The following is a 23,164-nucleotide window of genomic DNA, read 5'->3' on the forward strand; positions in this document are numbered from 1 at the left end:
TACCTGCCTGCGGTAGGCCTGCCATGCGCAGGTTCAGAGGTTCGGTGTGTGGCTGAATCGGTTTATCGCTAAGGAACTGTTTGAAAACAAAATACATTTTTATGTAATGTGTTAGTAACGGGTGATACACGGGGTTTACATGAGGACGAAGGAGTCAGGGAACTATCAGATCCATCCGGCGTTAGTCGCGTTTCGTGAGGCGTGGTTGGAGTTGGGCTTCAAGACTGGGCTGCCGATTGCCGATCAATTCCATACGCTCTGGGAGTCAGCCATTATTCTCTATCGTCCCTTGTCGTCAGGCGATGATGTGGGCAGTGCGCTTATGATCGTAGGGCCATTGTTGCCAGTATTGTCTTGGCCGTCGCCAATCAAACCGCCGCCTGGGCAACGATTGATCCCCTGCGGGCTGAATGATGGTGAGGTCGAGCAGCATCTGGCCGGGGAGTGGCTGAGGTTGATGACGCTGTTAGGGGAGCCCCGTCTCATCGAATGCAGCCGACGAATTTTCAATCGCGTTCTGACAGACGAGCAGCGTCTTAACTGGTTTCAGAAGAAGCGGTTGTCTCAAGACTATTGGGCCAAGGTGTGCGGGTTGTCCCGGGAACAGCTGGCGCATGCTCAGGAGGCGCTGAGCAAGTCCCGGCAAAAAGACAAAAAGAACGGGATGGTATCGGTGCCCGAACCTAACTTCTTCTTGCAGAGGTTAGCCGATGAGTGATGACCTTTCGCAGGAGCAGGCAGTGGAGGGTCTTGACGCTGAACCCGCCCGTTCCCTTACCCGACAGCTGGTGTTTCCGGAGGCGTTGGCCGAGTGGCACCGGCAAATCCTTGAATCGTTGCAAGCCTGCTGTCAGGGGATCCTGGGATTGGATCCAACACTGACCGCGTTGTTGGCCGCCGAGCTGCAGTGGATCGATTCTGTCTCATCCAAAGAGATGCTGCCCCCATCGCCACTCTCTGCCATGCAAATGCGTGAGCGGTTGAGTAAAGATCGGAGACTCAGCCAATTCTATCTCGTTGACGCCATCTTGGCGGAATTGCGTAGTGGCCATAGCCTCAACGGTGAGCTATTTGCTCAGCTCAAGTCCGTGACGATCCTGGCCGTCTTGGCGTTATCACATATCAATTTTTCTCAGGGTATTGCCGAGCGGGACCAAACGGTCGAAGAGGCGCTGCGCAACGTCAGGCTGATGGCGAACAATCAACGTGAGGTGATGATTAAGGCCCTGTCTGAGGTCGATTTTACGCAGCCGATACTGACGCTATTGCAAGCCATCAAGATCCAGAGAGAGCAATATGCCAATAACAAGCAGGTGAGCGTCAATACAGGGGCCTTGGAGGCCCTACTGAGCCGACTCTATAAGGCGCGAGCCAAAGAGATCAAAACGGGTACCCGGTCAACCGGCGAACGCCAGCGGTTCCAACTGGAGGCGCGTTATCAAGAGCAGCTCGACGAGCAGACCCAAATCCTGTTGCTACGGGAGGTTCTGCTGCAGCGCGGCAAAGTCAAACTGACCGAGTGGGAGGGTGAAGAGGAGCGAGGAACCCTCCCTGAGCAGCAGATGCTGCTGGTGTCCTCTCAGCCACAGGGGTTGATGGATATTCAGGCGAGGGTTTTGCAAAGCGCCTCGGTAGCGCTCTCCATGTCGATGCGTCATCTGCAGTTGCCGGCCAACCTTTGGATTGCCACAGCGTCACAGATCACACGCCTCGTCGATGCCTTGATGCCTCAGGCGGTCGATGAAACGGCGTTGCCGGCGCTGTCGATCCTGCTGCAACTGGTGATGGGCACGAGTAGCGAGGACTTGCACAAGCTGCCGGTCTGGCCGAGTACTGAGATTAAATTGCCTGCTCCTGGCTCTCGATTTGCCGATGACGACGGACCCTCAAAGAATGCCAGTGGTATTTGGCGGCTTCCTCATGGGGCGTATCTACAACGCTATGTAGAGGTTGCCCACAGCCGAGTGCATAGGAAATTGCACTCTTTTTTGCCAAAGAGCGACTTATTCTTGCAGCTACCTTTGCCAAAATGGGCCACTCATTTATTGGTTGGACACGGTTGGAGGACATTGAGTAGTAGCGCGCAGGTGGATTGTTTAGCGCGAGCAAATGAGCGAGCTGGCACGGCCTTGACCATGCGACAGCTGCAAAACTACCAGCGTGCTTGGTTGCAAAGAGAGGGGATTGATAGCGCCATTGCCGGTATCCTGCGTGGCAAGGCGGCTCAGCAATGTTCCCCTATGGCCTACAGTCATGTGCCACGTAAAGACGTGTTGCAGATCTGGCGCCGTTATTTGGCCTCCATGGGGATGACCGCGGTGGTGCTGGCACCGGAATTAGAACAAGGAGCTGTCGGATCACGCCTCTATCCTAGCGTTGGCGAGCTTGCTCGACTCCTAGGAAATTATCAGCAGTACCTCTGTGCACGACTCAGTGGGTCACGGCAGCAGCATCCAACGCTGACGCAATATCATAACCTCCTCGTGCGCCACAGTTTGTTGATCCTCCATCTTTCTACTGCCGCCAGGCCCGTGACGGAGATGTACGGCAGGCGTGGTGATTACTGCCTCATCAGTCGCTTTATCCGGCTGACAGACAAAGAGGGACGATCTGTGAGCTCGGCCAGGTTGGTGCCATTGTCAGCGTTGGCAGTGCAGCAACTGCAAGCCTGGGAGCGCTATTTGACATATTTGGCATGTCAGCGTGAGCCGCTGCTGGCGCCGTTAGTGTCGGCGGCGGAGCAAGCATTGAGTGGAGCTGGAGCGCTCCTGTTCTGGGCGGTCGAGGCCAAAGATGGCAGCCTGGAAGGCACAGAAATCGTCACCCCAAATTCGATGATGAGGCAGTTCGAAAATCTGTTGCCCCTGGCGCCAAACTGGCATCGCCATTCGGTGCGCAGCCACCTGCTGGAGCAAGGCGTGGCCACCGAGTTTATCGATGCGCTGCTTGGTCATGAGGAGATGGGGACAGAGTTCACAAACCAGTACAGTAGTGCGGCGTTGAGCGATCTATTTACCCTGACGGACGTGCTGGACAAATGGCATCAAACCCTCGGGTTGAAGGTGATGGGCGAATGGACAATCCACTGATCGATTGGCGTGAACAGCTTCGAAAGGAAGATGAGCGTGCAGCGAACGTTCTTCGGTCTGGTCGGGCTATGCGTCGGGATCGTCTCAAACGTGCTCAGGTGCAAATAGAGCGTCGAGCACTGGATGCGCTGTTGCAACATTTGCCCGGCCTATTCAAGGAGCCAGCCGATGTCCGAGGGTTTGAGTATCTGTGGCCATTGGCGATGAGCACGTTGACGGGCAAGTATAGGCGACAGTCTGAATTCAAGGCTGGGCTGCGAGCCATCCTGCTTTGCCTGCAGCAGGGCAATACCAGCGGGTATTGGCAGTTGCCGTTGCCGACAATCCCCCTGACGGTGCTTCGGCGCCCGCTACCTTACACTGAAAAGTGGTTTGACAAAGCGCAGCGCTGTAGTCAAGCGCTGCTGAACTGGCATAGACAGATCGAGGCCCGCGACACTAGCCTGATCGAAGCTGAAGATTTACTGGCCGACATTCTTCATAGCGCGGTGTTTTACTGCGGTGTACACCAGACGGCGATTTTGCACGCACTGATTCTGGCCATCGCTGAGCGGCGAAGATTATGCACGAATGGCTCAGTTGTTTGGTTGCCTTTGACGTTAGAGAGCAAGGCGTTGGCCACCAATGCGCACGATAGAGCAGGGAAGGGGGTTACCGAGCTCCAGATTTTCCTAAGCCTGCCGACTCTGGGGTTGGTACAGCGCTGGTATCGTCGGCGCGGCAAAACGTTTGAGCTTGCCGTTGAGCTCGACACATTCAGCTTATGGGCCCAGAGACATCTGACTGCACCCCTGCGCGGGATCAAAGAGTTTTGCCAAGGGGCGAGTCTGGTAACCGGTGGGCAAGCCGGGGTCCGCTGGCCACAGATCCTGACTCATGTGGCATCTGGGGCGTTACACAGTGTACCGCTGCCTCATGAAAACTGGCTTTCACTGCATCATCCGACGGTTGCGGATGGTCACCAAGTGGTGTGTTTGGCGCAGGAGGCGAGTACCGGATTAGTCGATAACCTGACGGCAGGCAGTTCCAAGCGTTGGCGCTACCATGGCGAAGACCACCCTTATTCATCCTTACTGGCTCGGTTGCGAACGGTGTTGGCGGAAAAGGAGAGCGCGACTCGCAAGCAGACGAAGGCAAGCTGCCTCGCAGGACTGAACCGGTTGCGCAATGAGCAGACCCTCAGCAAGTCAGAGCAGATCCTGGTTGGGTGGCTACATCAATGCATCGCAAAGAACAAAAACAAGCCTTCGACGCTGCGCAGTTACCTTAGTCGCGGTGGTCAGCAATGGCTTGTTCGGTGCTTTGATCATGATCTCGGCTTATGGGATGGCGATCGTTTTCTGAGCTGTTATCGAGCATTGCTGGAAGAGTATGGGGGGACTTCAAATCTGGTCGTCGACCCGGCGCTCTCTGGTGCGGTTGAACGGACGGACCTGGAAAGATCCTCCTCCGCAGAGCCGGAAAGTTCCTCTTCCGAGGCGCCCGTTAGCCAAAAGAATGCTGTCAGCTACATGGCTGCACGCTTGACCAGCCTGCACAGCTATGCGGTGGCGAGTTACCACTTGGCCCCATTGCCGGAGGAGCTGGTCCCGCGCGAGCGCCAGAGGCCCCATGTGCGTGCCACCTATCTCAGTGAACCTCTCTTTCGACAGTTGCTGCGTGGAATGGAGCGGATGACGCACACCTCATCGAGTTACCGAGAGTGTCTGAGCGCGTTATACATCGTGGCTTATCGTGCTGGACTGCGCTTGAGCGAGATCCAAAAGCTCAGGTTAAAAGATATCGAACGCAGTCCAGAGTGCTGGCTATATATCCGCGATACCCGGCTTGATGATGGCAAGAGTGACAGTGCCACCCGCAAGATCCCCCTGGGGGTCTTGCTGACCCCGGAAGAGCGTACTCGATTGGATGCGTACTTGTCTGGGTTATGGCCGCGAAAGGCGAAAAACGCGAACGCGCTGGCGTTTCCCTCACAGAGCGGTTGGTTGATACCGATGTCGGATGAAGAGATCAGGGGGCCGTTAACCAGTATCCTTCGGCAGGTTGGTGGGAAATACTATACATTCCATCATCTGCGGCATACGGCATTGAGCCGCCTGCAACTGCTGTTACATCACGAAGCTCTGGCACTGCACAGTTTGCCAGGGTGGGCACATTTCCTGCCTTGGTCGGCCGCACAGTGTACCTCTATCTACCAGACCATCACACACTCATCCACTCAGGGGGATTATTGGGCGCTGGCCCAGTTTGCTGGCCATCAGAGCCCGGAGACGACGTTGCACTCATATTTGCATTTTACCCACTGGGTCAATGCAGCGTGTCTGTTGCAGGCTAAGTACGACTGGTCTTTGTCACTGCGACACCACTTCACCGGGCTGTCTCGTGCAAAGCTCACACAGAACGACTGGTTGGAGGGGCCCTTGACATGGCAGCGCTGCCGGGAGGCCCTGCTCCAGTCGCTTTCGCCTTATCTTCAACAGGTCTCCTGGGTCCTGATGGAGTGTGCACCTTACCCTCCCTTGGTTAAACACAAGCTGGATTTTGATGCCGCTCTGGAGCTGATCGCACGGTTCGCACGACATGAAGATATCACCGATCAACTCAATCGTTATCAACTCACACCCGCTATGGTCGATGAGTTAGTTGAAAAAATTCATTTACTTAAAGCATTTAAGACTCAGCGGGGAGCACAGCGATTGCTCTACTCAACGTCACATCATCTGAATTTGCTTCCTGGAGCCTTGCGCAGTCATAAGGAGCAAATCGAACTCCGTAAAGTGGTTAAACTGGCTCGCCAGGTCTATCGCGAGCAACGAGCGGCTTTCATCGAATGGATTGGCTATCTGCTAGTCCGAAGCAATACTCGCAACACTGGGATCCCCTTCACGGATCCACAGATGTTGCAAGCCTTCCTGAGTGTGACGGTATTACTGCTGCCAGCGACACGGATTGCGATCGAGGTACGATGTGGCGCCAAACGGAGTGAAAAAGCCCCATGGCGGGAGGTCATCTCACGCTATCGCGTGAAGAGTGAATTCATTGAAAAAAGTGGGGCTAACCGGGCACTACTGCGAATAATTCATCCTGACGAGGCGGGTATCTGTCAGCGTTCTACTGAGCGGCAGCAAAATGCTGACACGGTAAAACCAATGGCGCGCTACAGCACTCCGTTGCTACGGACAGTCGCCTATGTCGTGGCGCTGAAAGTAATGAGCATCCAAGAGCTGGTATCGCTAGGTAACAAGAAGAAAGCCGACTTTGCACGTCAAACCGCGCGTGAGCTTACAGATTGAACGTGCAACATGCTGAAATAGAATAAAATCTATTTGCTTCGCCATTTTGCCAGCTGCCTGACCACTGCGCGCTGCGCATCTGATGTGGATAGGCCCTGAAGGGGCAGGAATTGCTCTGCTTGCCGGCGCTGCTGTCGAGGGCTGAACCAGCTTTTCCCATCCTTATCCATGTTCCAAGGGCTCGAAACGGCGCATTGGAGTATTGGCAAAAAGTCATCCGTCGTTGCGTCGTGTGATAGCTGGCCACGCAACTGAGCGCGCCAGCGTTTGTGCCAAATCCGCTTGTCTTCAGCTTCAGACGTCGCTGTTGTGTAGCCAAACATGGGGGTCTTTCGTCGACTTCGGCTCATTTCTTGCCCTCATAATGCGTTTCGTTTGAGGTAGCTCGTGGCTCTTCACTTTTGCACTGCCAAGTGTGTTCGACGAAAGCGGGTTGAGGACTTGACGCTTTGTCTGCGTCCTAGCTCTCAGTTGGTAAAGATAGCTATCGTTAATCAACGAACTCATACAGATCTTCAATCTTTACATTGAGATAACGGCATAATGTTTCAATAGCATCAAGTTCTATTCTAGTCGCAGTTTCGTTGTACATGCGCGTAATTGTGCCTCTGTTGAGTCCTGTCTCTCTGGCAACATCGGCAATTTTTAGCCGTTTCTCACCCATGATCTTGGATAAATGACACTTAATCATGCTCTCTCCGTAACCAAAATAATCTCCTGAAGATTAAAATGGCTTGCAATTGTGTTTTCTTGTGTCTAGATTGTTCTGCAGGAGATCAATTTAATCTCCAAGTTAGATAAATCAGCGTTTGGAGAATGATTATGGCATACACCTACCTGACAACAGAAGAGCTCTCTGCTCGCATCAAGTTCGATCCACGTACTATCCGCAATCAGCTGAAAGACTCTGTCCTGCTCGAAGGGCTGCACTATATTCGCCCGTTTGGCGGTCGTAAGTTGTTGTTTCTCTGGGAGCCTATCGAAGAGGAAATGCTCAAGCACAGCGCAATGTTCGAGTCGTTTCAGGGCTAGGGGAGGTGGATTCTTATGGCAACAGTATATAGCCTTAACCAATTGCTTTACCTCGATTTTTGCTTCAAGGGGAAGCGCTGTCGTGAGCGCACTGGGTTACCCGATACAAGCCAAAATCGCCACAAACTGAAGCAGTATTGTGAACGGTTGGAGGCACAAATCACCCTCGGGCAGTTTGATTTTTGCAAAACCTTCCCAAACAGCCCGCGTTGTGGCTACTTCACCAAACTGGCCGAGCGGGAAGCCGTGTTGCGGGCTGGGTGCCCTCTGTTGTCTGATTTTGCTGAGCAGTGGTACCAGGAAAAATCGGCCGAGTGGCGAACCTCCCAGCAGGAGACCATCCGCGACATTCTTGATTGCCATCTGCTGCCGCACTTTGGCAATCAGCCGCTGAGCGTGATCGATAAGTCTGCGATCTTGGCATTCAGGACAATGATCGCTCGTTTGCCCGGGAGAGGTGGCAAGCCGATCTCAGCCTCACGGGTCAACCACATCATGACGCCGCTTCGCATGATGTTGGCAGATGCGGCAGATCGGTTCGGTTTTGACTCGCCCTGGCGCAATATCCGAGCACTCAAGATCCCCCGTAGCAACATCATGCCCTTCAGTCTTGAAGAGATTGGTCGACTGCTGGCAGTGGTGAGGGCTGACTTTCGCCCTTATTACACCATCCGGTTTTTTACCGGGCTACGTTCGAGCGAGATCCACGGTTTAACCTGGCGCCACATCGATTTCGAGCGCCGGCAGATCCTGGTGTATCAGGCATGGGTCCGCAATGAACTGATCCCGACGAAAACCGATGGCTCCTATCGCGCGGTGCAGATGAGTGAGCAGGTTTATCAGGCATTTCTCACTCAACGCGACCGCTACGATGGCAAGGTCTCACCAGATGGGTTTGTTTTCTGCACGAAGCACGGCAGCCCGTTCGAGGATCGCAATGTGGCCAATCGGGTGTGGTACCCATTGCTGTCGTTGTTAAAGCTGGAGAAGCGCAAGCCCTATCAGACAAGGCATACCGCCGCCACGCTCTGGCTCGCGGCAGGTGAGAGCCCTGAGTGGATAGCAAAGCAACTGGGCCATAACAGCACTCAGATGTTATTCCGGGTCTATTCCCGTTACGTGCCTGATCTGTCGGGTCGGGATGGGCATGCCTTTGAGCAGATGTTGGCGGGATTCGAGCAGCAGCGGCTTGCCTCGAAGGCGCTGGCGGAAAGGTGGGATTCACACGATGGGGAGGCGGGTCATGGTACACGTCACTGAATATGCGGATTGCGGCGAACTGATGTGGGCAACCAGACTGGCGGATAGCGAGGGCGAGTATGAGTGTTGGGAATTGTTATCGCCAAAGGCCGTCCATCGAGTCTCGGTCTCAGATAAATGCATGGCAACTATTGCGCCGTCGGGGCAGCTGGTACTGGCAATGCTGGGGATGGAGCAGCAGTCTGTCACATTGCGCAGTTGTCGCGCTCTGGAAGGCATCACAGGGGACGAGGGGCGTCAACTGTGGGAGTTTCACCTTGGTTTGGCCCTCAATGAGTCGCATGGCCAGATGATCCAGGCACTGTGGCGCTTCTATGCCATGTTACCGCCCGGCGGGTTACGGCGCTTTTCCCTCGGGATCCTACGTGACCGGCGTTTTATCACCGGGTTTTATCGAGGCAGGGCGAGCCATCACCATCATCATGACCATGTGGGTGGCTTGCTGGAGCACAGTGTAGAAGTGGCGATGACAGCCAGGATGTTGTGTCGTCAATACCGGCTTGATGGACGCACCGCCGACGTCGCCTTCCTAGGGGGATTGCTGCACGATGTGGGCAAACTCTACCTCTACTACAACGTGGAAGCCGGAGAGGGGATCTGCTCCCAGCATGAAGCCCTGAACTTCATGAAGTTGGAGCCACACCTGCAAAGTCTGATGAGCCAGGATCCCCGGGCATTTGAAGCCCTGTCGGCCTGCTTGTCCGCATCGATTGGCAAGCCGCTTATCCAGTATATGCCGGAGACTATCGTCAAGATGGCGGATCGATTATCGGCCGAAGTATTCAACTGGCGCAGGGTGTTTGCAGGATTGCCCGATTTTTACTGGTTTCGGAAATCGACCAGCGATACGCGGATTTACAAGCGGCTGGATTGATGGCGTGGTCGTGGGCTTAAACCGGTTTTAAAGAAGAGCTGGCAAGATGGCATCACCCACAACGTCCGATGGGGCTCTTGCCGGGGGTAAACAGGTTGCGTGTTGAGATAATGCGGGAGGCAATATGTTGGTAAAAGCGATAGTTCCGACGGAGCAGGTCGTAGATGTTATCTGTGATGTGTGTGGTGACAGCACGACAAAGACAATGGCACAGGAATACGGCACATTGTCAGCCCACTGGGGGTATGGCTCGGTACGGCACGATGGCGAGAGATACGAAGTGCATCTCTGTGAAGATTGTTTCTTTGAGACGCTCGCGTCTTTGCGTCAAAGCCATCGCTCGCAGAATATGTTTGAGGACGATTATGTGCCAGCCGACCCTGATCGTTTTGGTCGGGTGGAATGACGGATAAACAGTCAGGTGCTCGTAGTGGCGTCGTGAGCTGGGCCACTACAAAGCACCAGCCCGCTACGGTAATCCCCCCGAAAAACTGGGGTGCTCATAAGTAGAATTTTCTCGTATCTTGAACGCAGGAGGTTCTACATGAAAACATCACGCTTTAGCGATACCCAGATCATCGCCATCCTCAAACAAGCTGAGGCTGGAGCTCCCGTCCCGGAGCTCTGCCGCGAGCATGGCATCAGCACGACCACCTTCTACAAGTGGCGTTCCAAATTCGGGGGGATGGATGCCTCCCTCATGGCTCGACTCAAGGAGCTGGAGGACGAAAACCGCCGCCTCAAGAAGATGTACGCCGAGGAGCGCCTCAAGGCAGAGATCATCACCGAGGCCATGGCAAAAAAGTGGTAACGCCATCTGCCCGCCGGGAGATGGCGACCAAAGCCGTGACTCACTACGCCATATCCATCCGTCTGGCTTGCCGGATCTTCAAGGTCAGTGAAAGCTGCTATCGCTATCAGTCCGTGCTGGTCGATGAAAACCAGGAAATTGCCGATTGGCTGCTACGTATCACGGCCAGCCAGCGCAACTGGGGCTTCGGGTTATGCTTTTTGTACCTGCGCAACGTCCAAGGCTTTGGCTGGAATCACAAACGGGTATACCGGATCTATCGGGCGCTGGAGCTCAATCTGCGGATAAAACCCAGGAAACGGTTGGTTCGGGCTAAGCCAGAGCCGTTGGCGGTTCCCGACCAGCCTAATCAGTGCTGGTCGATGGACTTTATGCATGACCAGCTCAGCGATGGCCGCTCGGTGCGGCTGTTTAATGTGATCGATGACTTCAATCGTGAAGCGCTGTGCATCGAGGTGGATTTCTCCTTACCCGCCTCACGAGTCAAACGGGCGCTGGAGCAGGTGATCACGTGGCGAGGTAAGCCCGCCATTATCCGATGTGACAATGGCCCGGAATACATCAGCGAAGAGCTCAAGCGATGGGCGGCGTTGTTGCCCAAATCGATGCAGCTTGAATGGAACTAACTGAGGACTTGGTGATCTGATCACCACCATCTCCTTCAAGTCTGCATCATGAGCACGTCGCTTCACCCCATCACCAACTGGCCTACATACAACAAATCTTTGATTAACCGTGGTTCACTCACCTTCTGGGTTGATGCCGAGGCCATGAACAACTGGTTTCACCACGGCCATCATGGGCGGCGGGGCCGCAGCCAACTATACACTGACCAGACCATCTGCACCTTCCTGATGCTCAAGGGGATTTTCAACCTCACTCTGCGGGCCACCCAGGGACTACTCGACTCCCTGTTCGAGTTGATGAACGTACCGCTTTGTGCCCCCGATTACAGCTGTGTCAGCAAGCGAGCACGCACGGTGGCGGTGGCTTATCGACAGCCCTCTAAGGGGCGCATCACTGACTTGGTTATCGATTCGACGGGCCTGAAGGTATTTGGTGAAGGCGAGTGGAAGGTCAGAAAACACGGCGCCGAGAAGCGGCGAGTGTGGCGCAAGTTGCATCTGGCGGTAGACCCGGTGACCCACGATATCGTGGCGGCGGAAGTCTCGCTGGAAAATGTCCATGATGCCGAGGTGTTGCCGACCTTGCTCAACCCACTGCGGCGCAAGCTGGGACGTGTTTATGCGGATGGCGCCTATGACAGCAAAGCCAGCCATCAGCTAATCTCGCGCAAAGGGGCGACAGCCTGTATCCCGCCTCGCAAGAACGCTGGGCTATGGGAAAAAGGACATCCAAGAAATGAGGCTGTGCTGGTGATGCGCAAGGAAGGGCTGGCGCACTGGAAGAAGATATCGGGGTATCACCGTCGCTCGCTGGCGGAAACGGCGATGTATCGGTTCAAGCAGTTGCTGGCGGGGAGAATCAGTCTGCGTAACTACAATGGCCAAGTGGGAGAAGTCATGGCGTATGTCAGTGCCATAAACAAACTGAATACCCTTGGTCTGCCTGTCAGAAAGCCCCGAGTGTAACGGTCACTTGGGGCTGGGGCAGTTGTGGCTTGATGGTTGATTTGGGAAACAGCGCCGCGATGGGCGAAACAGGAGGGGATAACCCTAGGCTATATCCAGCCAGGAAATCCGCAGCAGAATGCCTACATCGAACGGTTTAACCGCACGGTGCGCTACGACTGGCTGGGCCATTACCTGTTTGAGTCACTGAATGAACTACAGGAGTTTGCCACGAACTGGCTGTGGGTTTATAACCATGAGCGGCCCAATATGGCGCTGGGTGGCTACACGCCGAAACAGCGTCTGGCACAGGCCGCATGACCTCTACTTTTGAATGCCCCTAAAAATGGGGGGATTACCACTCATCCAGACGATTTGGACTCGGATTTATACCTGTTACGACAGTTAATCGATGACGAGATAGACCGTTACCAATTAGAAAAACGGTATATCACTAAATCAGGTAATACCATTGTGTGGTTGATCAGCGTTCACTCAAGCCTGAAATGAACTGGACGGTGGCGGGATAATCGCTGCTGCCCTGCTTCAACGCGCAACGCAAACCCTGGCTCACGTACACTCAGTTCCCCCGAGATTGCCGAAAATAATGTCAATCTATTAACCCGTTCATGTTTCGACACCATGAACGGGCCTATCTGTGCTACCGAATCTCTTATCTCACTAGAGATACAGATGACGAGGCTGGAATGGTCAAATGCGCAGGTAGAAACGCGGGTAGAAGCGCGGGTAGAACCCAAACCCAAGACACCGGAGCTGGTACTGGCTCTGTTGTCGACGGAGCCTGATTTGACGCTAAAAGAGGTGGCACTTCGGCTTGATAAAGCAACCAGTACCATAGAGCGGGCCGCCTCTGGTCTGGTCAAAGCCGGTCGCTTACGTTTTGTCGGGCCGCGCAAGCGTGGTCGGTGGGAGCTGTTGTGATGAAAGAGACAGGCAACGAATTCCCAACTCTCAGTGCTTGAGTCTCCTTTGGCGCCATCTTTGTGTTTTGCTCGCGGTAAACGCTGGGCTTCGCAGGCTCAGCACCAGCCTACAACGGTTTTTGCCGGATGCATGGCTGTCCTTTGGTGATCTCGGATGCTCATTAAAAAACATCAACAAAATCAGATAGATATAAAATACCTAATAAAATCAATAAGATATAATATATTGATTTTATTAGGTATTTTATTGCTGTTTCACTGGCGCTGTGGCTTGGGCAGGCGCTGGGCGGCGTCTGGGGTTATCAAGGCGGGGGGACGCCGGTGGGTGGTGTGGTTAGAGGGGCTGGGCTGGTGGTGTAGTGTTGCTGGCGCAGCGCCTCCAGTTGGGTGAGGGTGTGCTCTATATCGGGGTGGCTGGCAAATCGGGCCATGATGGGGGTGGCGGCCCGGTCAAAGTCCGGCGGCACATCCCGATCGAAGTATTGGGCAAAACCGGCGGCGCCCTGCAGCACCTGCTTGCTGGCCGCTTGAATGGCGGAGAGCTGTTGCTGGCTTTGCCGGTGGGGGGAGAAGGTGCCGAGCTGGTGATTGAGCCGGAGCTGCACCTCGGGGCGGCCCAGATAGGCCAGCAGGAGCTTGACCTCCATCATGCGCGGATTGGCGCGGGCCGGTAGCACGAAGAGATCCAGCGGGGCATCTTCATAGCGCGGCATATCGGCGCGCAGGGTGGGAAAGGGCAGGGTCTGGATGTCGTCAATGCGCTGCTTGGGGATGGTAAAACTGCCCATCAGTGTCATGGCCCCCTTGCCGTAGTAGAGGTAGGGGATGCTGTCGTTCCAATCCAGCCGGATCATGTTGTCATTGAAGCAGCGGGCCGCGATCAGTTGCTGCCAATGACTGAATACCTGCCGGATGCGCGGATCCCGGTAATCTACTTCTCCTCGTGTCACCTGCTGGTGAAAGGCCAAGCCGTTGAGCCGCAGGTTCAGATAGTCAAACCAGGCCAGGGCTGGCCAGCTTTCTTTTGTGCCCAACACCAGCGGCACTATCCCCTTGTTGCGTAACAGGGGGCAGCTTTGCAGCAGTTGTGCCCAGGTGGTCGGTGGGGTGAGCCCGGCGCGTTGCAGGGTGCTTTTGGAGTAGAAGAGGCCCCAGTGGTAGTAGCTGTAGGGCAGGGCGTAGGTGTGTCCCTGCCAGGAGACGGCGGCCTGCATGGCCTTGCCGAAACTGGTTTGCCAGTCCTGCTGTTGCCACAGCTCATCCATGGGTCTCAAGGCGCCTTGACGGACATAGGCCAGCAGGCGCTCCCCGCCTTGCCAGTTGAGCAGATCCGGTGAGGTATCCGCCTCCAGCCAGCGAGGAAAGCGGGCCTTGTACTCGCGGTCTGTGTAGGTCCGCAGTTGTACCCGGATACCGGTTTCGGTGTGGAAATCCCGTAGCACGGCCACAAAATTATCCCGCTTCTGTTTGTTGCCATGCATCACGGCCAGCTCCAGCGCCCCACTCTGGCAAAAGGGGAAACTGCAAACCAGTAGAGCTAACGCCCTTATCAACTGCCTGGACATGGTAGTGATCCGAAGAAGGCCATGCATTGAGTCTAGCACACGGATTTTCGCTGTGTTGGGTAAGCGCCCTTGAATCGGCATCTTTTTTTCCCAAAATCAGCTCGTCACACTTGAAATCCATTACCTCTTCGCTGGATTTTCACTATGACCACTCAAGAACGTGCTGATTTTTGGCAGCAGCAGATCACTGCCTGGCTTGACTCCGGCCTCTCCGGCCACGCCTTTTGCAAAAGCCAGGCACTGGTCTATCACCAGTTTGCTTACTGGCGTAAAAAGCTCGAACAGCCTGTAGACTCGGACTCTCTTCCTGGCTTTGTCAGAGTAGCCATGCCTGCTCCTGTCGGGACCGAAGTTGGCTTGACGCTCACCTTACCCAACGGGATCACTCTCTCCGGGTTACATCCGGGCAATATCGATTTGCTCGGCGCTATCATGAGGCAGTTGTAATGCGCCCTCGTTACTTGCGTCCGGCACTGACCATGCCGCAGATCTACCTCTATCGGGCTCCTATCGATTTTCGTAAACAGGCCCACGGCCTGGCGGCGCTGGTCGAGCAGCAACTGGGGCACAACCCATTCACCGGTGCCCTCTATGCCTTTACCAATCGCCGCCGCAACAAGATCAAGTGTCTGATGTGGGAGGACAACGGCTTTGTGCTCTATTACAAGGCGCTGGCCGAGGAGAAATTCAAGTGGCCATCGTCTGCCGATGAGCTACTCTCCCTCTCTTCCGAGCAGATAAACTGGTTGCTCGATGGCTACGATATCTCCTTGATGCAGGGCCATAAAACACTGCATTATGAGACGCTTTAATACCGCCAACCTCGTGCTTTACCGCCTTGTTTTTGTTATAATTTCCTCATGAAAATGACGCTGAAAAACCTCACCCCATCACCTGATCTCAGTGGCCTCGCGCAGGACGCTCCCAAGAGGCCCGGCATTTCCAGAGTTAAGCGGACGGAGTGGGGGTACCTATCCGAGGAGGATCTGCGCCGACGTTATGCCGATGGGCCTGAAAGCGAGGCCTATGACAGATTCAAGCAGGCTGGCTTGATCCTCGATCTGCGGCCTCTGCTGAGAGCGAGCTGACATGTACTTCCCCAGGCTCTACCCGGACGAACTGCTTTACAGCGGTATTGCCCGGTGCCGGGTACATCTGGGGATAGGCAGCCACAAGACCTTGCTGCACATGCTTTTCGGTGACAGCAAGGTTGCCGCGATCACCGATCTGCCCACACACCTGACTGCGTTGGCGAACAACACGGGCTTGGATGCGGAAGGCATGATCCTGAATCACACGCTGTTCCCGCTCTATGCCCCTTTCATTCCGCCGGAGCGCCGTACCGATCTTTTTCAGGCCATGCTTGCTCCCGACCGGCCGACGATTGGTCTGTCTGGGGCCTCGACGGCCTTGGTCAAGTGGCCCGATTGGCTGCGTTACTGCCCGATCTGCTTTGAAGATATGGCTGCGCGCTACGGTGAACCCTACTGGCGGCGTAGCTGGCAGATTCAAGGGATAGATGCCTGTCCCGAGCATGGCTGTCAGCTCCTGAACTCACCTATCCCGTTCCGTCGAGCGCAGCGGCACGAGTTTCATACAGCCTCTCCACTGTTTCTGCCCCGTGATCTTCGTGTGAGTCCCGTGGGCGAAGAGGCTATCAGGCTCGCCAAGGCTGCTATGCAGCTGCTGGCGCTCGAAGAGGTGCAATCGCCTGGCTACGGACGCTGGACCAACCTGTACCGGTACCTGGCTACAGAGTGCGGCGCCAGGCGAGGCCGGCAGGTCAGGGCTGAAGTCATCTGGGAGAAGATCCTGGCATCCCATCAAAGGGATTGGCTTGCTGCGAACGGTCTGCTGACATCCGGAGAGCCTCCACCTTGGCTGTTGGCGATGTTCAGGAAGCATCGCAAGGGATTCAGTGCGCTGCAGCATCTGATCGTCTGGACCAGCCTGCGCCCTGGCCAGCATGCTGGCGAGCTGATCAGCGAGGCGAAGACTCGCCAGGTCGACCTTGCCTCCGAGCGGTCAGTGCAGCTGCTCCCTGCTGAGTTTGAGCAAAAGCAGCAGTACCGAGCCATTTGGCTGCAAGCACTGGCTAATCACGGTGGAGCCAAGGCAGCCAGGCAAGACGGAGCAGGGGCATGTTACGCCTGGCTCTATCGTCATGACCGACACTGGCTGATGGTTGCGAACCAGGTCAGGCAGCGCCGACAGGGCAACAACAGCCACATCGACTGGCGAGCGCGTGACATAAGGTTGGTGCGCCTGCTGATCCGGATTGGTAGAGGTAGCGAAGAAGACCTGGGCCTTCCGCGCAGGAGTCGCAACTGGTTCCTGCAGCAGCTACCCCATCGGGCATCAGTCGAGCACCGTCTCGATCAATTGCCTCTTTGCTGCACCTTCCTGGATCGCTATGCCGAGTCCGTCGGCGAGTATCAGATCCGTCGCCTGACTGCAGCGATGCTGAAGGATGTACAGACAGGCATAACGTCTAGGCGCTGGGAGCTGGAAAAGCGTTGTGGATTGGAAAAAAGCAGGGTGGCACCACTGACCACTGCGTTCATTCGATTGATAGGAAGATGGATTGAATAGGACAGTATTTCGTCAGATCCCGAACGGATCCAGGTTGCTGGCCGTTGGAAATTTTTTCAGGGCCAAGACTCCGGCGGCCCAGTGGCAGTTGGCGGCTCTCTTTGAGCGTAACGGTCAGCTGCAGCTGCAGCGGTTCGCACAGGAGATGTCGTGTGTCTTGGCCGTTGGTCGCGAGTTTCTTGGCGAAGAAGGGGCTCCTTATCGTCCCAGTGGTTTCAAGAAGACGGTGGTGCTTCCTGCAATAGATACCTGGCGGGAAAGGCAGTTGGGTGAGTGCCCACGTCTGGCCAGAAGGCTTGCTGCAAATCCTGAGATATCTGGACAGCGATGCTTTGTGTTCGAGGTCGATGGTCTGACCGTCTGGCTGCCGAAATTCGAGCTGACACGAAAAATGTTCTTCCACGCAGCCTTCATCGTTCGTGCAGCCTTCGCACCGAATGGCTTGGACATGGCCTTCACGATCTACAGAGAGGGCGATGTTGTTCATATCCATACGCCCCCGAAGACGGGGGCCCCAAGTCAGCTTCTCAAAATCAAGGGATACAGAGACCATTTCAGTTGGCTGCTGCTGAATCAGGATGTGAGGCGATCCTTCGAGTCAATCTGGCAAAGCCTCAATCAAAGGCAAGAGCGGGTACTGCAAGAGTCGGCGTATGCCAGGTGGCAGTTCGACTTTCAGGCACCCACTTCCCTCGCGGGTACCACCATGGATGTGCGAGGCCCCTTTGATCCGGAAAGCAACGAATTGCTGGTCTGGGAGATCGAAAAGCTTCAGGGGCTCCGGTTTAGCCATCGCGGTGATATTTTTTTCCATCACCCTGCTCTCAAGTTACCCGTCAGGGGAGAGAACACAGGCTGTGTATCCGTGCCATCGGGAGCGAAAGAGTTGGAGGTGGATGCTGACGAAGAGCCGACTGCTGCCAAGGAGCAGAGGTTGATTCATCTGCCCGTTGAGGGAGTCACGTTTGATGCTCAGCTGCGCACCAAGATCGCCTACAACGGGGAGCGTGCCAACGGTCATGGCAAGAAGGTCGACGACGAGCAATGCCCGAGCAGAGAAAGCCAACTCTTCGGCGTGGCTGATCCTGTGAGCGAGGGCAGCATAGCGTCAGGAGAATTCCAACAATTGGGTGAGGGAGAGGGTGATGGGGACGAGCATGAACGGCTTGCAGATCGCTTCTCGCTGCTCCGAGAGATTCTTGAACAAATCACCCAAGAGTCTGGAGTTGCGCTGGTAGCACTGGAAGTGAGGCCTCTGCCGCCCGTTCCACGTTGCAGCTACCACATGATTGATCACGAAAAATCACGCTGCTATCTGCTGGCAAGGTTCAAGCTGCAAAACGGCGATCAACGCTACCTTCTAGAAATAGATACCTCAGACAACCGGAAGACCATGTCAACGCGGATCATGGGCTTCAAAGCAGGTGTTGAGGCAGGAAAATGCATAGACAGGATCTTGAGGGAGACAGTGAAAGGCTCGTTGCGTTGGCCAGGCACCATGGCGAAGTACTGTGAGCCTTTGCACTCTGTGCATCACCCGAAAGAAAGCTCACCTGGGGCCAACCATGCCCGGGTGTTCGACTGGAAGCAGCGGATACGCGCGGCCCTAGGCTGATTGCAGAATACACCGCAGTTCGGCTGCGATACATCTTGTCGCGCACTGCGTGCAGCCTCCCCGAAACTGCCCGGAGCCGTGCCAAGGCGATATAGGCCCCTTGGGAGTCGGCAAGACGCATCTGGCCATCGCACTGCGCTATCGGGCGGCGCAGTGCGGCATCAAGACCCGCTTCATCACTGCGGCCGACCTTGGTGCTGCAACTGGGCGCGGACCAGCGTAACCGTCCGGGCATCCCGGCTGGCTTGACCCCGCCAAGCTAAGAGATGGTGGCAGTTCGTGGATGCCGTTTCCCGGGTGCACGCGATCCGAGACCACGCGATCAAGCAGGAAAACGAGCACCTGGGCTTGCCTGACTGACCGCAGGCCGGCGACGACAAGGTGGAAAAGTTCGGCGTGTGGCTCTGGCGGCAACGATCCCGCTAAGGGCGGACGGTGCTTGAGCTGTTGAACGTAAGCGTGCGGGCAAACCGTCTTGCGCGACTATGCCGGATGCCACCTATGCGGCAGCAGCTCTGCAATCTCACTCGCCCGCTGCGTCGGCAACCGTGTCAGCACATCCTTGAGATAGGCATACGGATCGTGCCCATTATTACGGGCCGACTGGATCAAACTCATGATCGCAGCAGCGCACTTGAGCATGCGATCCCGCGCCGAGCATTTGAGAAGGCAACGGGATGAACGCTGGCTGGATAGCCGTGGTTTTCTGGGTATGCAGCCGAATCCATTTGTGGACGAGGTTGGCATTGAGGCTGTAGCCCAAGGCGATGTTTGCGATGGAGGCACCGGGTTCAGAACACTCCTGAATGACCTGGGCCTTGAAAGATTTGCTGTAGGTACGGCGCTGAGGGGGCATGGAAAATCCGCTTGATGGGCCATGGCCTTCGGCGGCGGTGTCGGGAAGGTGTGTTGGCCGGACGGATACTGTTGAACTACGCTGTCTGGGGCAACGGAAGTGTTTCGGCCCGACTCTGGAACGCGATCCGCAGCGACGACTGGGCAATTCCGCACGTTGGCCTGAGCAGCCTCGGGGAAAGCGTCGGCTGGGCGCGCCCAGACGAGTTTCCGCCAAGGAACATGCAGACGAGCAAGGGGCTGCGGGCACTCGGCTACAACGTGAGGATCGGTGTTTGATCGAGGCGCCTGTGGCACACGCAGGCTGACGAGCCAGGCGCTGGCCATGCCGCGGCTGCCATCCGATTGGTCGGGCATGCTGAAGCCGGCCCTGGACATCCAGGAAACCGACAAGCAGTACAAGATTGCCCTGGAAGTGCCCGGTGTCGAGGAAAAGGACATCCAGATCACCCTCGACAACGACGTGCTGGTGGTGCGTGGCGAGAAGCGCCAGGAACAGGAGAAGAAGGAAGGTGGCTTCCACCGTGTGGAGCGCACCTACGGCAGCTTTCACCGCGCCTTGAACCTGCCTGACGACGCCAATCAGGATTCGATCAAGGCATCGTTCAAGAACGGGGTGCTCACGGTCACGATCGACAAGCGCGAGGTCAGCGCGCCGAAGCAGGGACGTTCGATCCCGATCAACAGCTGACGTCGCCGGCTCGTTCGTCACAAGAAAAACCCGGTACGAGACGAGGTGTCGCGGCTCGCGATGCCTCGTCGCCTCAACCTTGTCAACCTTCTCAGGAGCATCAGCATGGCCAGAAAACAATGCCAGGTCTGCGGCCAACCCGCCACCGTGCGGGTGGAAGCCAATCTCAACGGGCGTCACAGCACCATGCTGTTGTGCGACGACCATTACCGCCAACTGGTGCGCCAGCAAAAGCGCACCGTCTCGCCGCTGGAAGCCTTGTTCGGCTCGCGCAGCGGCCTGTTCGAGGACTTCCTCGGCAGTGACTTCTTCCGCATCGGCGACGACGCGACGCCCTTTGCCGCCGATACCGATGACGTGGTCGATGCCGTGTTTGGCGAACCCGCCGCCGCAGGTTCGGGTGCACCGCGCCGGCGCGGCAGTGGGCTGGCCAGCCGCATCAGCGAACAGTCGGAAGCCCTGCTGCAAGAGGCCGCCAAACACGCTGCCGAATTTGGCCGCTCCGAGGTGGATACCGAACATCTGCTGCTGGCGCTGGCCGACAGCGACGTGGTCAAGACCATCCTGGGTCAGTTCAAAATCAAGGTCGATGACCTCAAGCGGCAGATCGAGTCCGAGGCCAAGCGCGGGGACAAGCCGTTCGAGGGCGAGATCGGCGTGTCGCCGCGCGTGAAGGATGCGCTCAGCCGCGCCTTCGTGGCCTCCAATGAACTCGGCCATTCCTATGTCGGTCCGGAGCATTTCCTGATCGGTCTGACCGAGGAAGGCGAAGGGCTGGCCGCCAACCTGCTACGCCGCTACGGCCTGACGCCGCAGGCGCTGCGCCAACAGGTCAGCAAGGTGGTCGGCAAAGGCGCCGAGGATGGCCGCGCCGAGACGCCGACCAACACGCCAGAACTCGACAAGTATTCGCGCGACCTCACCAAGATGGCGCGCGAGGGCAAGCTCGATCCGGTCATCGGCCGTGCGCAGGAGATCGAGACCACCATCGAGGTGCTGGCCCGGCGCAAGAAAAACAACCCGGTGTTGATCGGTGAGCCCGGCGTCGGCAAGACCGCCATTGTCGAAGGACTGGCGCAGCGGATGGTCGCCGGCGAAGTGCCCGAGACGCTGCGCGACAAGCGTCTGGTGGAACTCAACATCAACGCCATGGTGGCCGGCGCCAAGTATCGCGGCGAGTTCGAGGAGCGCGTGCAGAAGGTGCTCAAGGAAGTGACCGAGCACCAGGGCGAGATGATTCTCTTCATCGATGAAGTGCACACCATCGTCGGTGCCGGCCAGGGTGGCGGCGAAGGCGGGCTGGACGTGGCCAACGTGTTCAAGCCGATGATGGCGCGCGGCGAGCTGAACCTGATCGGCGCCACCACGCTCAACGAGTATCAGAAGTACATCGAGAAGGACGCCGCGCTGGAGCGTCGTTTCCAGCCGGTGATGGTGCCCGAGCCGACGGTAGCGCAGACCATGATGATCCTGCGCGGCCTGCGCGACACCTTCGAGGCGCACCACAAGGTCAGCATCACCGAGGATGCGATCATCGCCGCCGCCGAGTTGTCGGACCGCTACATCACCGCGCGCTTTTTGCCTGACAAGGCCATCGACCTGCTTGACCAGGCGGCCGCACGCGTGAAGCTGTCGGCCACGGCTCGCCCAGTGGCCGTACAAGAGCTGGAGTCCGAACTGCACCAGTTGCGGCGTGAGCAGGACTACATGGCCTCGCGCAAGCAGTACGACAAGGCCGCCGAGCTGGGCAAGCGCATCGAGGCAAAAGAGGCCGAACTCAAGAAGCTCATCGAAGATTGGGAGCGCGAGCGCGCCTCGGGCAGCGCCGAAGTCAAGGCCGAGCATGTCGCGCAGATCGTCTCGCGCCTGACCGGCATTCCGGTCAACGAGCTGACGGTGGAAGAACGCGAGAAGCTGTTGCATCTGGAACAGCGGCTGCACGAGCGCCTGGTGGGCCAGGACGAAGCGGTGCGCGCGGTGGCCGATGCCGTGCGGTTGTCGCGCGCGGGGCTGCGCGAAGGCGGCAAGCCGGTGGCGACTTTTCTGTTCCTCGGGCCGACCGGCGTGGGCAAGACCGAGCTCGCCAAGGCGCTGGCCGAGTCCATCTATGGCGATGAAGGTGCGCTGCTGCGCATCGACATGTCCGAGTACGGGGAACGCCATACCGTGGCACGCCTGGTGGGCGCGCCTCCGGGTTATGTGGGCTATGACGAGGGCGGCCAGCTCACCGAGAAGGTGCGTCGCAAGCCCTACAGCGTGTTGCTGCTGGACGAGATCGAGAAGGCTCACCCCGACGTCTACAACATCCTGCTGCAGGTGTTCGACGACGGGCGGCTCACCGACGGCAAGGGCCGGGTGGTGGATTTCACCAATACCATCATCATCGCCACCTCGAACTTGGGCTCGGACATCATCCAGCGTCGGCTGAAGGCCCGTAGCGCCGCCGGCGAGGAATACGAGAAGACCAAGTCCGAGGTGATGGACGTGCTGCGCGGACACTTCCGCCCCGAGTTCATCAACCGCATCGACGAGATCATCGTCTTCCATGCGCTGGGCAAGGAGGAGATCCGCCATATCGTCGGCCTGCAGCTCGATCGTGTGGCCCGCAACGCCGCCAGCCAGGGCGTGACGCTGACCTTCGATCAGACCTTGATCGACCACTTCGCGGAGGAAGGCTACAAGCCCGAGTTCGGCGCGCGTGAGCTCAAGCGGTTGATCCGCAGCGAGCTGGAGACGGCACTAGCGCGCGAGATGCTGGGTGGCGGTATCGGCAAGGGCGATCACGCCAGCGCCCGCTGGGACGACAAGGCCGAACGGGTGGTGTTCGAACGCCATGAGTCACCGCAGACTCCGGCCGAGCCAGAGCAGCCGGATGCCGCGAAGGCGGCCGAGGCGCCGCATGGCGACGCGGGTAAGGGCTCTCGCAAGAAGAAGTCGGCGAGCGACGCGTCTTAATGTTGGGAGAGGCTGCC

17 protein-coding genes and 5 pseudogenes are annotated in these 23,164 nt (G+C 56.9%); 18 read left to right on the forward strand and 4 right to left on the reverse strand.

Annotation, left to right across the window (positions count from 1 at the left end; translation table 11 throughout):
- The first annotated feature begins 139 nt into the window (after nt 1-139).
- The 3 genes from VF684_RS13490 to VF684_RS13500 are packed head-to-tail and all read left to right on the forward strand — an operon-like array spanning nt 140 to nt 6,382.
- Nucleotides 140-718, forward strand: a complete 579-nt coding sequence (locus VF684_RS13490; protein WP_021140685.1) for a hypothetical protein — start codon at nt 140-142, stop codon at nt 716-718.
- A complete protein-coding gene (locus tag VF684_RS13495; protein ID WP_139737078.1) occupies nt 711-3,089 on the forward strand; it encodes a site-specific integrase in 2,379 nt (792 codons plus the stop codon). The genes VF684_RS13490 and VF684_RS13495 overlap by 8 nt, the downstream gene beginning before the upstream one ends.
- Nucleotides 3,074-6,382 (forward strand): tyrosine-type recombinase/integrase, encoded by a 3,309-nt coding sequence (locus VF684_RS13500; RefSeq protein WP_139737079.1) that lies wholly within the window; start codon nt 3,074-3,076, stop codon nt 6,380-6,382. Before VF684_RS13495 ends, VF684_RS13500 begins: the two co-directional genes overlap by 16 nt.
- A gap of 490 nt (nt 6,383-6,872) precedes the next feature.
- Here VF684_RS13500 and VF684_RS13505 read toward each other — a convergent pair whose 3' ends face one another.
- Nucleotides 6,873-7,073: a helix-turn-helix domain-containing protein gene (locus VF684_RS13505; protein WP_010674971.1), complete on the reverse strand. Its 201-nt coding sequence runs from the start codon at nt 7,071-7,073 to the stop codon at nt 6,873-6,875.
- A 131-nt stretch (nt 7,074-7,204) separates the two neighbouring features.
- On the opposite strand from VF684_RS13505, the gene VF684_RS13510 reads away from it, so the two are divergent.
- The 8 genes and pseudogenes from VF684_RS13510 (at nt 7,205) to VF684_RS13545 (ending at nt 12,872) form a co-directional block, all read left to right on the forward strand.
- Entirely contained in the window at nt 7,205-7,414 is a 210-nt protein-coding gene (locus VF684_RS13510) for a hypothetical protein (protein ID WP_021140683.1), read from the forward strand.
- 15 nt (nt 7,415-7,429) lie between these two features.
- The gene (locus VF684_RS13515; protein WP_010674969.1) at nt 7,430-8,674 is read left to right on the forward strand and encodes a tyrosine-type recombinase/integrase; all 1,245 of its coding nucleotides are present in this window, start codon (nt 7,430-7,432) and stop codon (nt 8,672-8,674) included.
- Nucleotides 8,658-9,548, forward strand: coding sequence for an HDOD domain-containing protein (locus VF684_RS13520; RefSeq protein WP_223916935.1), 891 nt, complete (start codon nt 8,658-8,660; stop codon nt 9,546-9,548). Before VF684_RS13515 ends, VF684_RS13520 begins: the two co-directional genes overlap by 17 nt.
- A 124-nt stretch (nt 9,549-9,672) precedes the next feature.
- Nucleotides 9,673-9,954, forward strand: coding sequence for a hypothetical protein (locus tag VF684_RS13525; RefSeq protein ID WP_010674967.1), 282 nt, complete (start codon nt 9,673-9,675; stop codon nt 9,952-9,954).
- Between the two features lie 138 nt (nt 9,955-10,092).
- Nucleotides 10,093-10,946: pseudogene (locus VF684_RS13530) on the forward strand (IS3-like element ISKpn10 family transposase); the annotation flags it as partial.
- Nucleotides 10,947-11,033: 87 nt separating this feature from the next.
- On the forward strand, nt 11,034-11,951 hold the full coding sequence (locus tag VF684_RS13535; protein WP_005345606.1) for an IS5-like element ISAs13 family transposase: 918 nt from the start codon (nt 11,034-11,036) through the stop codon (nt 11,949-11,951).
- A gap of 60 nt (nt 11,952-12,011) precedes the next feature.
- Nucleotides 12,012-12,251: pseudogene (locus tag VF684_RS13540) on the forward strand (integrase core domain-containing protein); the annotation flags it as partial.
- Nucleotides 12,252-12,623: 372 nt separating this feature from the next.
- Entirely contained in the window at nt 12,624-12,872 is a 249-nt protein-coding gene (locus VF684_RS13545) for a hypothetical protein (protein ID WP_042045363.1), read from the forward strand.
- A gap of 304 nt (nt 12,873-13,176) precedes the next feature.
- Here VF684_RS13545 and VF684_RS13550 read toward each other — a convergent pair whose 3' ends face one another.
- The gene (locus VF684_RS13550) at nt 13,177-14,355 is read right to left on the reverse strand and encodes an ABC transporter substrate-binding protein (protein ID WP_139738029.1); all 1,179 of its coding nucleotides are present in this window, start codon (nt 14,353-14,355) and stop codon (nt 13,177-13,179) included.
- A 228-nt stretch (nt 14,356-14,583) separates the two neighbouring features.
- Between VF684_RS13550 and tnpA the strand changes: the two genes are divergently transcribed.
- From tnpA to VF684_RS13575, 5 genes and pseudogenes are all read left to right on the forward strand, one after another.
- Nucleotides 14,584-14,886 (forward strand): IS66 family insertion sequence element accessory protein TnpA, encoded by a 303-nt coding sequence (tnpA, locus tag VF684_RS13555; protein WP_005325174.1) that lies wholly within the window; start codon nt 14,584-14,586, stop codon nt 14,884-14,886.
- Nucleotides 14,886-15,251: an IS66 family insertion sequence element accessory protein TnpB gene (gene tnpB / locus VF684_RS13560; RefSeq protein WP_041205730.1), complete on the forward strand. Its 366-nt coding sequence runs from the start codon at nt 14,886-14,888 to the stop codon at nt 15,249-15,251. Before tnpA ends, tnpB begins: the two co-directional genes overlap by 1 nt.
- Nucleotides 15,252-15,528: 277 nt before the next feature.
- Complete coding sequence (locus tag VF684_RS13565) at nt 15,529-17,031, forward strand: TnsD family Tn7-like transposition protein (protein ID WP_000273849.1); 1,503 nt, start codon at nt 15,529-15,531, stop codon at nt 17,029-17,031.
- Nucleotides 17,032-17,065: 34 nt separating this feature from the next.
- A complete protein-coding gene (locus tag VF684_RS13570) occupies nt 17,066-18,646 on the forward strand; it encodes a Tn7-like element transposition protein TnsE (protein WP_235671684.1) in 1,581 nt (526 codons plus the stop codon).
- A 91-nt stretch (nt 18,647-18,737) separates the two neighbouring features.
- A pseudogene (locus VF684_RS13575) lies at nt 18,738-18,839 on the forward strand (ATP-binding protein); the annotation flags it as partial.
- 290 nt (nt 18,840-19,129) lie between these two features.
- Here the strand turns inward: VF684_RS13575 and VF684_RS13580 are convergent.
- A pseudogene (locus VF684_RS13580) lies at nt 19,130-19,282 on the reverse strand (transposase domain-containing protein); the annotation flags it as partial.
- The gene (locus VF684_RS13585; protein ID WP_001446199.1) at nt 19,239-19,502 is read right to left on the reverse strand and encodes a transposase; all 264 of its coding nucleotides are present in this window, start codon (nt 19,500-19,502) and stop codon (nt 19,239-19,241) included. The gene VF684_RS13585 and the pseudogene VF684_RS13580, both read right to left, overlap by 44 nt.
- A 315-nt stretch (nt 19,503-19,817) precedes the next feature.
- Here VF684_RS13585 and VF684_RS13590 point away from each other — a divergent pair.
- Together VF684_RS13590 and clpK are read left to right on the forward strand one after the other, a co-directional pair.
- Nucleotides 19,818-20,192: pseudogene (locus VF684_RS13590) on the forward strand (Hsp20/alpha crystallin family protein); the annotation flags it as partial.
- Nucleotides 20,193-20,297: 105 nt separating this feature from the next.
- Nucleotides 20,298-23,147, forward strand: coding sequence for a heat shock survival AAA family ATPase ClpK (gene clpK, locus VF684_RS13595; protein WP_065086370.1), 2,850 nt, complete (start codon nt 20,298-20,300; stop codon nt 23,145-23,147).
- Nucleotides 23,148-23,164: the final 17 nt, after the last annotated feature.

Source organism: Aeromonas sp. Lyrl_2, from assembly GCF_051948815.1.
Classification (GTDB): domain Bacteria; phylum Pseudomonadota; class Gammaproteobacteria; order Enterobacterales; family Aeromonadaceae; genus Aeromonas; species Aeromonas veronii.